Source organism: Mesorhizobium sp. M7A.F.Ca.US.008.03.1.1 (genome assembly GCF_003997495.1).
GTDB lineage: Bacteria > Pseudomonadota > Alphaproteobacteria > Rhizobiales > Rhizobiaceae > Mesorhizobium.
In genome coordinates, this window is sequence record NZ_RZRU01000020.1 from 1 (window position 1) to 15,476 (window position 15,476).

Sequence of the window (15,476 nt, forward strand, 5' to 3'; positions counted from 1 at the left end):
CGCCTTCGACGTCTTCCGAGATGATGAGCAGCGGCTTCGAGGTCTGCACGACGGCTTCGAGAACCGGCAGCATGGCCTGGAGGTTGGACAGCTTCTTCTCGTGCAGGAGGATGTAGACGTCCTCGAGTTCGGCAACCATCTTGTCGGCGTTGGTGACGAAGTAGGGCGAGAGGTAGCCGCGGTCGAACTGCATGCCTTCGACGACTTCGAGTTCGGTCTCGGCGGTCTTGGCTTCCTCAACCGTGATGACGCCTTCGTTGCCGACCTTCTGCATCGCTTCGGCGATCATCTTGCCGACCGAAGCATCGCCGTTGCCGGCGATGGTGCCGACCTGGGCAACCTCTTCGGAGGTCTTGATCTTCTTGGCGTTCTTGATCAGGGTCGCAACGACGTCGGTTACCGCGAGGTCGATGCCGCGCTTCAGGTCCATCGGGTTCATGCCGGCGGCAACGGCCTTGTGGCCTTCCTGGACGATCGACTGCGCCAGAACGGTCGCGGTCGTGGTGCCGTCGCCAGCGATGTCGTTGGTCTTCGAAGCAACTTCGCGGACCATCTGCGCGCCCATGTTTTCGAACTTGTCCTCAAGCTCGATTTCCTTGGCGACGGTGACGCCGTCCTTGGTGATGCGCGGGGCGCCGAACGACTTGTCGATGACCACGTTGCGGCCCTTGGGGCCGAGCGTGACCTTCACCGCGTCAGCGAGGATGTTGACACCGCGCAGCATGCGCTCGCGGGCATCGCGGGAGAATTTTACGTCTTTGGCAGCCATTTTTAGCTCCTGGCAGGGGCTTCAATCGAGCCCGGGAATTCAGTTGACGAAAGGGCCTGATATGAGCCGATGATGCCCATGATGTCGGATTCCTTCATGATCAGAAGGTCTTCGCCATTGAGCTTGACTTCCGTGCCCGACCACTTGCTGAACAGGATGCGGTCGCCGGCCTTGACGTCCAGCGGGACCAGCTTGCCAGCTTCGTCACGAGCGCCGAAGCCGACAGCGATGATCTCGCCTTCCTGCGGCTTTTCCTTTGCCGTGTCGGGGATGATGATCCCGCCAGCGGTCTTGGATTCGGATTCGACCCGGCGAACGACCACGCGGTCATGCAGCGGGCGGAACTTCGACTTTGCCATTTTCGGATTTTTCCCTGGTGCGCTGTTGAGGGGTTTTTGTTAGCACTCGCGATGGACGAGTGCTAACGCGATAGTGAGGTAGGCTGTAAGCGGGCACTCGTCAAGACGGACGAGGGCAGGCGAGGAGCTCTGGCCCCCTCCCCGGTGGAACCCAACGCATACGCGGCATCCGCGTTGATGGCTGCGAGCCCCACATTTCCATTGAATTCGGCGTCATGACGCCAACTTGCTCGCGCCGCTTCCAAGTCGTCAGTCGTGCTGCCGTCAGCACGAACATAGGGCTGCGCTTCACTTCCCGTCGAAGCCGCGGCAAGCAGCGTCGCCGTCAGCACGCTCCTTTGCAGATGCTTGCCAAAGGTGGACAGTGAGCGCACCTGCGCCGGGCTGTTGGTGCGAACGTAAGACGTCATTGACAACTCCTTTTTGCAAGTCGAGCCCCTTCTCCACCTTCGGCCGCCGTCGACGCGAAGAAGTCCGCATCGCGTTGAAGACGAGCTGCGAAAAAGAGAAAGATGTGTTTGATGGCTGCGGCCCCAACGGTGCCTTCAGATTTGAGATCACTTCCGCCGCGAGCGGCTGAAGCTCCTCGCAACGTCAAATCGAATCTGCTGCCAAGCCTCCAGGAAAGGAGAGCATTGCTCATCTCGCGCTTGTGCATGCAGTCAACCTTCGATCCGTGTTGCCACATCAAGAGCAAATGCCGTGCCAAAGCTCACTGGGAAGTGAACGCATGGCTCTCCCTGAAAACCTCACAAATCCAGCATGGTCAATTGTGCGGAACCCGACATGCGTCTTCTGCCACTGTCAGCTTTCGGACAGGCATGACGCGTTTCGCGCCGACCACCGGTCGATCGGTTTTGGGGCCGGTCTGTTCGCCTCATAAGAGCGCGTTACATTGCGTAGCGGTTTCCCGAGCGCCGCCACATGACACTGGACCTGCAGGTAGCACCGGCTTCTCATCCAGCCTTACTTTGGCCCCCTCGCGTATCAAATTCCCGCTGGCGAGCCCTGCTTTCATAGATCGCACCATGCCGGATGTCTGCTCTGGCGCCCGACCCGCTGGCACGATCTCGATCCGGCATAAGGGCGCAGCATCTTTGCAGGCCGTTTCATCCCGGCGTCCTGCTTGGCTGACAGACCGCACTTGGCGAGCGGTCTCCATGCTCTCTCCAAGGACCATCCCTGCGGCTGGCTTGTCGACCTATGGGCGGGTCCGGCCGCCCGAAACCCTCGCGCCATCAGCTTTTTTCCCCGCCGCCTGCGGCGGCTTCCTCGCGCCGCTTCGCTCACAAAAAAGCTGCCCGCTCGGGTCCTTCACTGTCGCTGCGGCCCTGTCGGATTCAGGCGGTCCTGACGCGCCCATTACGGTGCGCCATCGCAGGGGATGGTCCCCGGCGAAACCACAAAAGGAGACTTCGAAATGACCGCGATCGGTTACGTCAACAAGCAGGAAAACGGCGCCTACAAGGGCCAGTTCAAGACGCTCAGCGTCCGCGCCGACATCGATATCGTCCCCAACCAGGCCAAGAGCGCCGATAACCATCCCGACTTCCGGGTGCTTACGCAAGGGGTCGAAGTCGGCGCTGGCTGGATCCGCACCGGCGAGACTTCCGGCAAGGATTATGTGAGCCTGTCGATTGCAGCGCCGGAGTTCGGACCGCGCAAGCTCTACGCCAATCTCGGCCGAGCCGCCGGCCAGGACGATCACGACACCTACGCCATCATCTGGAACCCGGCCGACTGACCGGCCGAGATAAGAGCCTCGCGCCGCAGCCCCGGCGCGGGGCTCATTCCCAGGAGTTCCACCCAAACCCCGTCCGCCCTAAAGGGCGGCGAAAACTCTCCCCCGACTCTTCGCCCGTCCCCGAGACGATCTCCCTCGCCCATCCTCGCCCTCGCTTGTCCGAAGCGAAACGAGGATCATCATGGACGACGAAAACGAACGCGCGGCCCGCGCGAAAAAGGGCAGCCCGTTTCTCAGCACAGCCCAAGCCGCCTTCTATATCGGGCTCTCCCAGCGCACGCTCGAAAAGATGCGGCTCAAGGGCGGCGGCCCGAAATTCCGCAAGCACGGCCGCTATGTCCGCTATCACATCGACGAACTCGACCATTGGTCGAAAGGACACCCGCAGCACTCCATCGCCGGCGATGGCAAGGCCGGTTCCGGCCAGGGCGGCACGGGAGGCCGTTCATGAGGCGGCGCCCTTCCATCCATCTGATCGGCAGCCGCCTGAGGCGTGTTCGAGCCCGTAAGACGGTCGCCTTGGCCGCGGCCGGTCTCGGTCTTTTGGGCTTCACGGCGCTGGGAAAGCCCGCCCCTTGGCTGGTCTGGAACGCCTCGGCCAGCGCGCCGATCGGCCTTTACCGCATCGCTGCGGGAGCGCTGGCGCGTGGCGATCTCGTGCTCGTGCGCCCGCCTGAATACGCGGCGTATCTCGCCGCCGAGCGCAGCTATCTGCCTCGCAATGTGCCGCTGGCAAAACGTCTTGCAGCGCTGCCGGACGATAATGTCTGCGCCTTCAATGACGCCATCATCATCGGCGGCGACATCGTCGCGCGCCGGCTCAAAATCGACGCCGAAGGCCGACCTTTGCCATGGTGGAACGGCTGCCGAGCGCTCGGGGATAACGAGGTTTTCCTGCTCGGCAGCGACAAAAACCGCTCCTTCGACAGCCGCTATTTCGGGCCTGTTCCCACTCAAAATGTCATCGGGAGGCTCGTACCACTATGGACCGAGTGACCCTCCTCTTGTTGGGCATGATCGCCATTGCGCCATGCGCCTGTTCCGCCTCGACCGGCGCTGAGCCGGTCGCCATCTCCCAAAGTCCGCAGCTGCGAAAGTGGCAGACGTTGGTATCGGAAGCAAGCCGGCGCTTCCATATTCCCCAAGCCTGGATCTATGCCGTCATGGCTGCCGAAAGCGGCGGCAAGACAATGCGCGGCGGCCGCCCCATCACCTCCCCCGCTGGCGCCATGGGCCTCATGCAGGTGATGCCCGGCACCTATGAAGAGATGCGGGTCGAACACGGCCTTGGGCCTAACCCCCACGATCCGCGCGACAATATCCTGGCCGGCACGGCCTATCTCAGTGCCATGTATGACCGCTTCGGATTTCCTGGCCTGTTTGGCGCCTACAATGCCGGTCCCGAGCGCTACGACGAGCATTTGAAGCGTGGCAAACCGCTGCCAGAAGAGACCGTCGAGTACCTCGACCAACTCAAGGCGGCCGGAGTTTCGGCGGCCGACATCGAGGCGTTCGAAAGCCAATCTGTCGCTCCAAAGGCGCAAATCGCTCCTCTCGGACGGTCGCTGTTCTTCATTCATGACGGTGTTCACTCAGGCGTGCGAAACGGCGATCTCTTCGTGCCGCTCGGCAAGGACGGCGCGCAGCCGAAGGAGCCGGTGCGTTAGCCATGGCGGACGGGGGCGCGTCTGGCGGGGCTGGGCGCGGAAGGCAAGATAAAGGTACCGCCTCCAGGAGGCGGTTAAATCTTTGTCTGCACATCGTTTTTCCGGGAGGCTGCCGCCGGTGCCAAGAGGGTTTGACGTGTAAGTGTCTGATTTTGCTTGATATGTCTGGGAGGCTCGCATTAAGGATGACGAGTTCAGGCCGAAGCTCGGCAAAATCGGGTCGCGCGGCTCGAAGGCCGGCAAACGCTATGCCGGCCAGGTTCGTGCGGCGATCAACCGGGCTGGCGGCCGGCCGCAACGCGGTGGTCGCTTCACAGGAAGCCGGACAGGGCGCGGCGGGGCGGCCGCCGCACTGCTGAAATCGCGCGACCGGTATGCCGCCTTCCGCCAGCGCCGGGTGATCGTCAAGGCGCGGGTCGTCAAGCTCGCCGGCAAGGGCGCGGACGGGGCGCGTGCCCATCTACGCTATCTTCAGCGCGACGGGGTCACCCGCGAAGGTGAACCTGGCGAGCTCTACGGCGCCGACAGCGGCCGCGTCGACGGCAAGGCGTTCATCGATCGCGCGGACGGCGACCGCCATCAGTTCCGCTTCATCGTCGCTGCCGAAGACGGCATCGAGTACGACGACCTCAAGGCGCTGACGCGGCGGCTCATGGCGCAGATGCAGGAAGACCTCGGCACGAAGCTCGACTGGGTCGCGGTCGATCATTTCAACACCGGCCACCCGCACAGCCACATCATCGTCCGTGGCAGGGACGACCGTGGCGAGAACCTGGTCATCGCGCGCGAATATATCTCATCTGGCATCCGCGAGCGGGCGGCCGAGCTGGTCAGCCTCGATCTCGGTCCGCGAACCGACCGCGAGATTGAGCTTCGCCTGCGCCGGGAAATGGAGCAGGAACGCTTCACCAGCATCGACCGTCGGCTGCTCAGCATGCGTGATGATGACGGCCTGGTCTCGCCGGGCGGTCCCGACGCCATTCGCCAGACGCTGCACCAGGGACGGCTGCGCAAGCTCGAGCGGATGGGTCTGGCCGCGGAGGTCGGCGCTGGCTCCTGGCGCCTCGACGATGAGCTCGAAGCCACGCTGCGCCGCACCGGCGAACGCGGCGACATCATCAAGACCATGCACCGCGAACTGACCGGCAAGGGGCTTGCCCGCAGGGCCGCCGACTGGGTGATCCACGATCGATCCGGCGAGCCCGTCCAGTCTCTCGTCGGTCGCGTTGTCGCGCGTGGACTGGCCGACGAGATCAATGACCGCCATTACATGATCGTCGACGCCGTCGACGGTAAGAGCCATTGGATCAACATCGGTAGAGGCGAGGCGATGGAAACGATGCCTAATGGCTGCATCGTGCGTGTCGCGCCAAGGAACACCGAGCCGAGGCAGGTCGATCGTACCATCGCCGAAATCGCCGCCGCGCATGGCGGCCGTTACGACGTCGATATGCACCTGAAGCATGACCCATCCGCCACCGAGAGCTTTGCGCGAACGCATGTGCGGCGGCTGGAGGCGATCCGCCGCGCGACCGGCGGCGTTGAGCGAGAGCCGAACGGCACCTGGCTCATCGCGCCGGACCATCTCGATCGCGTCGCGAATTATGAGGGCCAGCGGGCCAGGGCCGAGCCTGTCGTTGCCGACAAGCTCTCCTCAATGGCGCTGGAGCGACAGGTCAGCTTCAACGGCGCCACCTGGCTCGACCGGGAGCTGGTTGCCGATAGACCCGAGCCTTTGCACGGATCCGGCTTCGGCCGCGACGTGAGAGAGGCGCAAGCTCGCCGGCGGCAGTGGCTGATCGCGCAAGGCCTCGCGCATAAAGAACAGGATGGGATCGTCTATCGAGCCAACATGCTTTCGATCCTGCGCCAGCGAGAACTGAACCGTGTTGCTGGCCAACTGTCGGAGGAACTTGGCCTGCCCTATGCCGAAGCGCGATTCGGAGGACGAGTAGAGGGTACGCTCCGCCGCTCCGTCGAGCTTGCCAGCGGAAAATATGCCGTCGTTGAAAAGTCGCGCGAGTTCACGCTGGTGCCATGGCGGCCGGTGCTTGAGCGCCATGTGGGCAAGGAGGTCTCCGGTGTCGTGAGTGGGGAGGGGATTTCATGGACCGTCGGCCGGCAAAGGAGCGGACCTGGTGTTTCGTGAGATGGTGTACAGCTTTTTAGCCAGCGGCGCGGGCAGCCATGCGAGCCCGCGTAGACCTTATGGCCGCACGCCCGCAATCGGTCGCATGGACCTGCCAGGCGGGGCGGCTTTGGAGCGTTCGGACCCGACACGCTGCGTGAGTGGCCAGACTTCGAGCGCTCGAAGATGCGGACTGTTGTCTGCTGGCCGGCGTTATTCCGGCTGGCCTATGACCGCGGCGCAACAGTTCACCGCTGAAGTTGCCACGGGCGAACATCGACAAGAGAAAAAACACCATTGCGCGTTACAAATCGCCGTTGAAAGCGTTTAGGTTGCATGCGCTTCGCCAAGTAAACGGATACCCCAGAAGAGAGCCATGACCACGGCCCGCCATATCGTGACGCTGCTTAAAAGCCACATTGCCGGCGACGAGGATCGTTTCCTCTCTATCGCGATGCAGCTTGCTGCGCATGAGGCACGTCAAGGCCATGGCAAGCTTGCTCAGGAGCTCAAGGATCTGGTCGACGCAGCCAAGAGCAGGGACGCCCGGATTGCCAAGAGCAGTCGGCCGGTTCCCCTTTTTCAGCCAAAGGGCGAACTCGCAGGCCTCCTGCATGTGCGCTATCCGGACCTGCGACTGACGGACATGATTTTGCCGGACAGTCTGCGCTCGCGCCTGCACCGCGTGCTGGGAGAGCAGCGCCAACAAGCAAGCTTGCGCGAGCACGGGCTTGTTCCCCGTCGCAAACTGCTTCTGGTCGGCCCGCCAGGATCAGGCAAGACGATGACCGCATCGGCATTGGCCGGGGAGCTTCATCTGCCCCTTTTCATGATCGTCCTCGATGGTTTGATCACCAAGTTCATGGGAGAGACTGCCGGAAAGCTGCGGCTTGTTTTTGATGCAATGCAGGCGACGCGGGGCGTCTACTTCTTTGACGAATTCGATGCCATCGGCGCGCGTCGAGGCGAACGCCAGGATGTTGGCGAGATTCGGCGCGTGCTGAATTCGTTTCTGCAGTTTCTCGAGCAAGACGACAGCCACAGCCTGATTATTGCGGCAACAAATCATCCCGAGCTGCTCGACAGAGCTTTGTTCCGCCGTTTCGACGATGTCATCGAATACGCCGTGCCCGATCGGCCGATTATCGAGGCGCTGCTTCGGGCTCGACTCGACCGCTTCGACACCAGAGGGCTTGCCTGGAACGAGGCGATCTCTCAGGCAGAGAGACTGTCGCAGGCCGAGATCACCCGCGCGGCCGACGACGCTGCAAAAACCATCATATTGCGGGGGGGGAAGCGGATCACCTCGGAAGCGCTCATCGACGCTCTGAAGGAACGCCGGCAGGCTTCGCTGTCTGAGTAGCGACAGCACAGATCATAATGGCAGACGATTTTCCGCGCGACCGCGCCCATATCCACCTTCGCAACAACGGCATTCGGGAAGCCTATCGGCGGCCCAACCAACTTATACATGCACCGCCGCTGCCGGCGCGTGATCGGGCGTCGCATGCTGCGGCCTTGACGCAATCCATCGAACAAGCGGTCGAAAGTGCACGCCAGCAGATTGCGGCGCGTGACCCCCAGCTGTCGGTCGGCACGCCTGGCTTTTACCTCGAGATCGATCTGCCCATGTCCGGACGGGCGGCCCTCGACCAGTTGGCCGATCGTCGCCAGCACATGGAGCTGGTCGCCGTCCATGAGCCAACTCAACCCGGTGCTCCCATCACAGCGTCGGTGTTCCTGCCGCAAAGCGCGCAAGCCTATTATTTGCGGAAAGTCGAGGCGTATCGAGACGTTGACACTGACCGCGGCAGACCGCGCAACGAGCCGCTCGTCTCCCGCATGGAGACAGTCAGGCTGGCGACTGCACGATCGTTGTTTACCGACCACGACGACCTCTTCCCCCAGGCCGCTGACGAGCAGGTGTGGTGGGAAGTCTGGCTGCGCGACGGTCGCCGCGAGAACTTCGAGCACATTGCCGAAGCCCTGAACATCACTTTGCGCACGCATGCGGTCAGGTTTCCGGAGCGGGTGGTCATGCTGGCACTCGCCAGCACGGCAATGCTCGACCGCATGATTGCGCACAGCGATGTCGTCGCCGAGCTGCGGCGCGCGAAGGATACGCCGTCCTTCTTCATGGGCCTTGGCGGCGCGGAGCAAAGGGACTGGAGCGACGAGCTTCTCGGGCGCGTCAGACCGCCTCAATCCGATATTGCGGTCTGCATTCTCGACAGCGGCGTACGTCGCACCCACCCGTTGATCGAACCCGCACTTGCCGTTGAAGACTGGCACACCGTCAAACCGGCATGGGGCAGCGACGACACACCTGCGTGGAGCGGCCACGGGACGCGAATGGCAGGTGTCGGCCTGTACGGTGATCTGGTCCCGCTCCTGGTCGGAGGCGATCCAGTTCCATTGCCCTTTCGGCTGGAGAGTGTCCGTATCCTTCCGCCAGAAGACGAGGCAAACGATCCAGAACTCTATGGCTCGATCACCGCGGAAGCGATCGCCCGCGCCGAGGTGCAGGCGCCGGAGCGCCGCCGCGCGATCGCAATGGCTGTGACAAGCGCCAGTCCGGCGCGTGGAAGGCCCACATCGTGGTCTGCCGCTATCGACCAACTCTGTTTCGAAGAGGAGCAGCGACGCTTGATCGTTCTCTCTGCCGGCAACATCGGCGATGACCTCATGCCGGCCGAGCATTTGACGCGCAACGATCTGGAAGCAGTCGATGATCCTTCTCAGGCCTGGAATGCGCTGACGGTCGGCGCTTTCACAGAAAAGGTCGATATCATTGACACCGACTTTGCGGGCTACGCTCCGATCGCGCCGGTCGGCGAGCTCTCGCCGCGCAGTCGCACTTCGGTCGTTTGGGACAGGCAGTGGCCGGTGAAGCCCGAGGTCGTCTTCGAAGGCGGCAATCTCGCCCATGACGGTGTGTTGCCTGGCGAGCCGATCGACGATCTGCAGATATTGACCACTTTCTATCGACCCGAACTGCGCCACTTCACCACCCTCGGAGATACGAGCGCGGCAACGGCCCATGCCGCACGGATGGCGGGACTAATTCTATCAGCGCGCCCCGAGCTGTGGCCTGAAACGGTTCGCGCCCTGATCGTCCACTCGGCCGAATGGACTCCGGCGATGCGCGCACGCATCGATGCGTGCAACGGAGCGAAGGGCGAGATCCAGGCGCTCGTGCGGCGCTATGGTTACGGCGTGCCAGATCTTGGGCGCGCGCTTCTGTCAACGGTGAACGACCTCACGCTTATCGTTGAAGATGAGCTTCAGCCTTTCCAGCGCGAGGGCGGCGCGGCTGCCAAAACGCGTGACATGAAGCTGCATCGCCTGCCTTGGCCGAAGGAGCAGCTCGCGGCGCTCGGCGCTGCCCAGGTCGAGCTCCGCGTCACGCTGTCCTATTTCATCGAACCCAACCCCGGTGAACGCGGATGGACCCGCCGGCATCGTTACGCGTCCCATGGTCTTCGGTTCAGAGTAAAGTCAGCGACCGAGACAGTCGACGAATTCCGAGCCCGCATCAATCAGGCCGCTCGGGACGAGGAGGAAGGGGCGCCTGCTGGAGGCGGAGAAGAGTGGCTGCTCGGCACCTTCCGCGATCGCGGCTCGTTGCACGCCGATTTCTGGTCGGGCAGCGCCGCCGATCTCGCCGAGCGTGATGCGATCGGCGTGTTCCCGGTCGGGGGCTGGTGGAAGGAGAAGCCTTACCTGGAACGCGTCGACGCTCTGGCTCGGTACGCCCTGATTGTGACGATGCGGGCGCCTGGGGTCGATGTTGACATCTTCACACCCGTCGAAGCAGCCCTGACTGTCGAGACGTCGGTCGAGACCTGATGCAGCACTGTCCAAATCGGCCAACAACGGAGGTTTGACCAGCCTCTGGTGCCATGGCGGCTGGTGCTGGATCATCACGTCGGCAACAGGGATCATGCGCGGAGGACGATAGGCCGGCAAAGGAGCGGGCCAAGCGTGTGATAATGGCGCCCATGGTCACGCCCACAAGCCGCGCCCCCTGCGTCTACGGAGAGGTGCGCGTCTGTTTAGGCGGCCGAGACATCGCTTACCTGATCAACGCGCTCGCCGTATTTGCGCCTGTAAGCGGCAATGAAATCGTCGTCGCTACAGATGCAGCGGCCGCTGGAGTCCTTGGCCTTCGGATCGTGCAAGTGAGAGCCAAGGGGGCGCAGAAGATTCACCCGAGTGCTCGTCGTCGGGCTCATGGGAAACCCCGCACTATGTTTGACCAAATCCGCGGCAAGCATAATCCCGGCAAGCACCGACTGAAAGGCCATCGGAACCACAGTTCGAACGCGGCGACTTCCTTCGCTAAGCTGGAACACCAGACCGCCGCAGATAGCCTGCTGATAAAAGGAGCGCAGGGGCTGGCCGACAAACGGGGCTAGCGGTTCAAACGGCACAGCCATCGCTGTAGCCACGCGAACTACAAAGTCGTTGGGAACTCCGGCATTGGTCTGCAGGAGCGTTTTCACCTGCTCGTGTGCTTCCGGTATTCCGAGTTCCTCGGCAATCAGCTGGTGCTCGTCCTTGGATTTTCCGGATGGCAGGTACATGCAACAAAGGCAAGCCTGGCCGTCATCGAAACCATGCCGGGAGATACCGAGATCGTGCTCCTGCGTCCAAGCGTTTGCGATCCATCGCGGCAGTGCACCTTGGACAGCCAGACGGTCGGCGGCGGTGTCAAGCGCCACACCCACTTGGTCGAAGACCCAATTGCCCCGGCGCGCAACATATTCTGCCCACGTCAGAGGGTGCGCCTCGACCTCAAGGGCAGTCGATCTAAGGGCGGTGGCTGCAAGAACCGCTTTGGACATACCAATCTCCGCCTGGCCAGCCAATGCGTAGCGCTGCAGGTTTGAGAGTTCGATCGCTTCGTGATCGATTACATGCAGACGACCTTTGAGATCGGGTTGTCTCGCTAGCGCCCAAAGCGAGCCATGGCCTATCGCACCGAGCCCAACGAGGTGGGTTTCGCCAAGGTCGACTGGGAAGTCGATCGGGCCAGGCTCTCCGGCTTTGGTCTTGTCGTAGCTGCATAGCGAGAGGTCGATGGTTTCGTCCAACTCGGCGCCGGTCAACTGGGCAGCGAAGATAGTTCGAAAGACGTTGGCGGCGCCGAAGCAACTGGCGGCGCCAGCTCCATAAGGCAGCAGACTTGGGCCAGAGCCCACCGGGTCCGTACGCGACAGCTTTGCCGCCCAACCGTCCGATCCCACGAAAAAGATCGGGCACCGGAGTGATGGGCGCGTTACCCCTGCAACGACGCAGACGGTGGCAGACTTGCCGGAACGCCGGATGCCGACTTTTGGATTGATCGACTTTGCCAAGCGCTCCAGCGCTTGGGCTTGAGAGCTCGCCGCGCTGTCCAGCGGGAGTATCGCCAGAACCGGGTAGAGCCTAGCGAGCAATCTCACCGCAAGATCTAGTGTCGCCTGGCCTTCGGCGCAGGAAGCGGCCTGATGGTCGAAGGCGACTGCCACGACCTGCTTTTCAAGAGCTGCTTTGAAGTCTCCCAGATGAAAATCGGCCAGGACCTGAGATGCCGCCGTGGCGGCGCGATCGATGAAGTTAGCGAATGCCATTGTTCAACTCGATATCATGATCATTCGCGACAGTGCCGCGGGAGGGAGCGCATTCCATTTGGCCTTTTCGTCAAGCCGATAGGCGGCGACCCGAGCAAAATCGAAAGGCTCGCGGGCGAAATTCGGCACTACCAGCGACAGACACCCAACCGTGGTAGCAACCGCATAAGCGTCGTCCGTCGTCGAATGGTAGGCGCGGCCCGGATGGCTGTGAATCTGGGCCAAGAGTTTCAGGCCGCTTTTGTAGAGCCAGACATTGAGCCGGTGCAGTTCTTCGGCCGCAACGATCACGCAAACGCCATCGTTTGTCCGAATGTGACGCTGCGCCGGGATAACCGTCTCTGTTACGGCAAAGTGCCGCTCTTGCTGAACGCCGACCCAGAGCGCCATCCCCTCATTGCCCTCGCGACCAACTGAGCGCAGATGCCCATGCGTGGTCGAGATGCAGCCGCGCGGGAGAGTCACGATCGTTACATCTCTCAAACCAGTCATTCTTGTATCGCCTGAGGGGATACCACCATTCCTACGATTGTCGGTTGGAGTTGAATCTGCAACTGCTCTATAGGAACGATTCCGTACTTGATGATCTTGTCCAGGATGAAGGCCAAACAGCCTTCGCCAGAACCCCGATGAAGCAGCCATGGATCACCTGAATGGGCTGGATTGTCGTGGTATTCCCGGACGCCCGCCATGCACAGGAATGGTTCGTCCTCGGGACTGTTGGCCTGGATGAAGTCCGTCAGCGGCACGGCGTTCTGCTGGATGAGAGCTCCTATCATCTCCGGCGGCGTTCCGGGCAGCGGCGGACGTCTAAGCATTTTCAGGTATAGATCTTTCCGGGCAATCGGATGACGCGTAAACGGATCGACGAAGACCACGGACGGTGGTCTTAAGTCGTAGTCGGTGAAGTCGACCTCGCTCGCTGCGCTGACCACCCGTGGCTTTAACTTGGGGCTGGCGAAAATGAAGAAAGCGCGCGGAAAGGTCGCCTCGATCAAGAAGCAGCCCTGAGCCCGATAGACATCAGCATATGGCCGGAACCGGCCGATCTCCCGATCAAACTTCGCTCGGGAGACCTCCGGATCCACACTTTGGTGTTTAGGCACCTGCGACGCCCGCCTTCAGGCTGAGGAACAGGGTCACAGTATTCGGGAAACCGAAGTCGCCAAGCTTCTTGTCGACATCGAGCAAGTTGCCGGCCTCATCCTTGAATTCCCAATTCTCGGCTGGTTGGGCGACATTCTGCGTGTTCTCAAGGGCTTTGGTACGAATGACGTGAAGCGGCTGGTTGGGATTGGCTTCGACCTGCGTGGGCTGGCCGTTCACCACCACCGTGATCTCGATCTTGCCCGGTCCGCCGCCGTGATTATCGCCCTTACCCGAATCCTTCGACATTGTCCTACTCCTGTGGCTTGCCAACCGCCCCACGCCCTGGCGCCCACCTGCGAGTGAGACCGGCGGTCTTCAATCGTTCACCCGGCGCCACGGCCGCGAGTACGCGAAAGACAGGGGATAAGCTACCGAATCGGTGCTTGCCTTCTTTTATGGGTGACTTGAGCCGCAAGTAAATGGTCTCAAATTGCTCCTCACAACTATAATCGATTAGAGCAATGCAAAAATATTGGCGACACGCCTATTCATCTGCTCTCTCACTCGCCTGCTCCGTGCTTGGCAAGGGGAGCTTTGACTGCGTCACGCGTCCCCCAAGCAGCCGATTGCGCCGGCAGCGCCGTAGGAACCGTCGTTCAGAGTCTTCACCACTCAAGCAGCCGCATGGATGCAGCCGACGCTCGTCTCCACAAACAGCGCAAGTGGTGCCTTGTTGGATAAGGTCGCCTCGTCCCTGGTGCAGCATCTGTCGGAACGGGTCCGCTGCGAGACCATGCCTCATCATCGCGCATGCGCAGCAGCCGGCGGTCGATGCTCGTAAGGCGTTCTGCTCATTTCGTGGCGAAGGCGCTGCTCGACTCGCGGACATATGCGGGCACCGAGGCGGAGGCTGACCAGTCGGCGCCGCGTTCGCGGATGTCGCTTGCAATGTGCTCGCGTGCGTTTGCCGCCGGCGACCTTGCCGTCCTCGCCTGCTATGGCGAGCCGGCGCAAGCGGATTGCTCGATACTGCCGGCGAGGCTGCGGGCCGGTCCTAACGGCCGTTCACAAGAGCTTGCATCAGCAACTGGCAATCGGATCGATAACTTCGCGATCGCCGTTATGGCGCGGAGATGCGGTCTCGCCGGGTTGTGGCTGGCGCTTCGTTGTGGGCGGCGCGTCGTAGCCGAGGGAGCAGGGGCGGCGCCATGATCCAGACCGAACGCGCGCTGCAGCAGGTGCTTGAGTGGGGGCGTGCCCTGACCGGTTTCGCGGATGAGCATGCTGAGGAAGCGGTAAGGGGCGGCCAGTATATCCTGCAACGCATTCACCCGAGCCTGCGCGACACCAGCGCCCGCACCGGCCGCGATCCGCAGGACGAAACGCTGATCGTGGCGTTCTATCGCGAACTGGCGCTGCTGTTCTGGCTAGACGATTGCAACGACGTTGGCCTGATCGCGCCGGAGCAGCTCGCCGCCCTGGAGCAGGCGCTGGGGCACGGCGTACCGTGCGTGCTCTCCGGATTCGAGGGCTGCGCTCAGCTGCGCGCTTCGCTGGCTGCGCTCGCTTACGATCGTCACGACTATGCTCGGCTTCTCGACTATACCCGGTGCTACTGCGCGGCGCTGCGCGCCGGACACGCGCAGGCGGCAGGGGCGCGACGCTGGTCTTACGCCGAGTACCTGCACAACGGCATCGATTCGATCGCTTACGGGACCGTGTTCTGTTGCCTGTCGCTGCTGTGGGGGCTGGACATGGCGACCTTGCGCGCGCGTCCAGCGTTTCGCCAGGTCCTGCGGCTCATCTCAGTGATAGGGCGCCTGCAGAACGATCTGCATGGACGCGACAAGGACAGGTCGGCCGGCGATAACGCGGCGATCCTGCTTCTGCAGCGCTATCCGGCTATGCCTGTGGTTGAGTTCCTCAACGACGAGTTGGCCGGCCATACGCGCATGCTGCACCGGGTGATGGCGGAAGAATGCTTTCCCGCGCCGTGGGGACCGTTGATCGAGGCGATGGCGGCGATCCGCGCGCAGTACTACCAGACTTCGACCAGCCGCTATCGCAGCGACGCTGCAGGGGGAGGCCAGCGTGCGTCGGCCTGG

At 62.3% G+C, this 15,476-nt stretch carries 13 protein-coding genes and 2 pseudogenes; 8 read left to right on the plus strand and 7 right to left on the minus strand.

All coding sequences use genetic code 11. The features are described 5' to 3' along the window. The 3 genes and pseudogenes from groEL to EOA16_RS24030 all read right to left on the minus strand — a co-directional run. Positions 1-769: chaperonin GroEL (groEL, locus tag EOA16_RS24020; protein WP_127224146.1), on the minus strand; the 769-nt coding region annotated here is incomplete at its 3' end. A 65-nt stretch (positions 770-834) separates the two neighbouring features. Next, positions 835-1,128: pseudogene (gene groES / locus EOA16_RS24025) on the minus strand (co-chaperone GroES); the annotation flags it as partial. A 62-nt stretch (positions 1,129-1,190) separates the two neighbouring features. Beyond that, complete coding sequence (locus EOA16_RS24030) at positions 1,191-1,538, minus strand: hypothetical protein (protein WP_063169239.1); 348 nt, start codon at positions 1,536-1,538, stop codon at positions 1,191-1,193. 1,010 nt (positions 1,539-2,548) lie between these two features. Between EOA16_RS24030 and EOA16_RS24035 the strand changes: the two genes are divergently transcribed. The 7 genes from EOA16_RS24035 to EOA16_RS24065 all read left to right on the plus strand — a co-directional run bounded on the left by EOA16_RS24035 (position 2,549) and on the right by EOA16_RS24065 (position 10,516). Beyond that, a complete protein-coding gene (locus EOA16_RS24035; protein ID WP_024505644.1) occupies positions 2,549-2,872 on the plus strand; it encodes a DUF736 domain-containing protein in 324 nt (107 codons plus the stop codon). Positions 2,873-3,053: 181 nt separating this feature from the next. Next, entirely contained in the window at positions 3,054-3,323 is a 270-nt protein-coding gene (locus EOA16_RS24040) for a helix-turn-helix domain-containing protein (RefSeq protein ID WP_024505645.1), read from the plus strand. Positions 3,324-3,415: 92 nt separating this feature from the next. Then, a complete protein-coding gene (locus EOA16_RS24045) occupies positions 3,416-3,868 on the plus strand; it encodes a S26 family signal peptidase (protein WP_244514236.1) in 453 nt (150 codons plus the stop codon). Beyond that, positions 3,856-4,539 carry a lytic transglycosylase domain-containing protein gene (locus tag EOA16_RS24050; protein ID WP_024505647.1) on the plus strand — a complete coding sequence of 228 codons (684 nt, stop codon included), beginning with the start codon at positions 3,856-3,858 and terminating at the stop codon, positions 4,537-4,539. Before EOA16_RS24045 ends, EOA16_RS24050 begins: the two co-directional genes overlap by 13 nt. 178 nt (positions 4,540-4,717) lie before the next feature. Next, positions 4,718-6,688 (plus strand): relaxase/mobilization nuclease RlxS, encoded by a 1,971-nt coding sequence (rlxS, locus tag EOA16_RS24055; RefSeq protein WP_063169238.1) that lies wholly within the window; start codon positions 4,718-4,720, stop codon positions 6,686-6,688. Between the two features lie 355 nt (positions 6,689-7,043). Beyond that, positions 7,044-8,030 (plus strand): ATP-binding protein, encoded by a 987-nt coding sequence (locus EOA16_RS24060; protein ID WP_024505649.1) that lies wholly within the window; start codon positions 7,044-7,046, stop codon positions 8,028-8,030. Between the two features lie 17 nt (positions 8,031-8,047). Then, positions 8,048-10,516 (plus strand): S8 family peptidase, encoded by a 2,469-nt coding sequence (locus EOA16_RS24065; RefSeq protein WP_063169237.1) that lies wholly within the window; start codon positions 8,048-8,050, stop codon positions 10,514-10,516. A 206-nt stretch (positions 10,517-10,722) separates the two neighbouring features. Here the strand turns inward: EOA16_RS24065 and EOA16_RS24070 are convergent, their stop codons facing one another. Genes EOA16_RS24070 through EOA16_RS24085 form a run of 4 tightly spaced genes read right to left on the minus strand, consistent with a single transcriptional unit; the run spans position 10,723 to position 13,677 of the window. Next, entirely contained in the window at positions 10,723-12,282 is a 1,560-nt protein-coding gene (locus tag EOA16_RS24070) for an E2 ligase fold family C protein (RefSeq protein WP_024505651.1), read from the minus strand. Between the two features lie 3 nt (positions 12,283-12,285). Next, positions 12,286-12,774 (minus strand): Mov34/MPN/PAD-1 family protein, encoded by a 489-nt coding sequence (locus tag EOA16_RS24075; protein WP_024505652.1) that lies wholly within the window; start codon positions 12,772-12,774, stop codon positions 12,286-12,288. Further along, positions 12,771-13,388: a putative metal-binding protein gene (locus EOA16_RS24080; RefSeq protein WP_024505653.1), complete on the minus strand. Its 618-nt coding sequence runs from the start codon at positions 13,386-13,388 to the stop codon at positions 12,771-12,773. The genes EOA16_RS24075 and EOA16_RS24080 overlap by 4 nt, the downstream gene beginning before the upstream one ends. Next, positions 13,381-13,677 (minus strand): DUF2604 domain-containing protein, encoded by a 297-nt coding sequence (locus EOA16_RS24085; RefSeq protein ID WP_024505654.1) that lies wholly within the window; start codon positions 13,675-13,677, stop codon positions 13,381-13,383. Before EOA16_RS24085 ends, EOA16_RS24080 begins: the two co-directional genes overlap by 8 nt. Positions 13,678-14,579: 902 nt before the next feature. Here EOA16_RS24085 and EOA16_RS24095 point away from each other — a divergent pair. After that, a pseudogene (locus EOA16_RS24095) lies at positions 14,580-15,473 on the plus strand (hypothetical protein); the annotation flags it as partial. Positions 15,474-15,476 lie beyond the last annotated feature (3 nt).

Bases quoted from the DNA above. Each gene is read 5' to 3' on its own strand.
- EOA16_RS24030 (WP_063169239.1), bottom strand. From the start codon at position 1,538: ATGACGTCTTACGTTCGCACCAACAGCCCGGCGCAGGTGCGCTCACTG.
- EOA16_RS24035 (WP_024505644.1), top strand. From the start codon at position 2,549: ATGACCGCGATCGGTTACGTCAACAAGCAGGAAAACGGCGCCTACAAG.
- EOA16_RS24040 (WP_024505645.1), top strand. From the start codon at position 3,054: ATGGACGACGAAAACGAACGCGCGGCCCGCGCGAAAAAGGGCAGCCCG.
- EOA16_RS24050 (WP_024505647.1), top strand. From the start codon at position 3,856: ATGGACCGAGTGACCCTCCTCTTGTTGGGCATGATCGCCATTGCGCCA.
- EOA16_RS24060 (WP_024505649.1), top strand. From the start codon at position 7,044: ATGACCACGGCCCGCCATATCGTGACGCTGCTTAAAAGCCACATTGCC.
- EOA16_RS24065 (WP_063169237.1), top strand. From the start codon at position 8,048: ATGGCAGACGATTTTCCGCGCGACCGCGCCCATATCCACCTTCGCAAC.
- EOA16_RS24070 (WP_024505651.1), bottom strand. From the start codon at position 12,282: ATGGCATTCGCTAACTTCATCGATCGCGCCGCCACGGCGGCATCTCAG.
- EOA16_RS24075 (WP_024505652.1), bottom strand. From the start codon at position 12,774: ATGACTGGTTTGAGAGATGTAACGATCGTGACTCTCCCGCGCGGCTGC.
- EOA16_RS24085 (WP_024505654.1), bottom strand. From the start codon at position 13,677: ATGTCGAAGGATTCGGGTAAGGGCGATAATCACGGCGGCGGACCGGGC.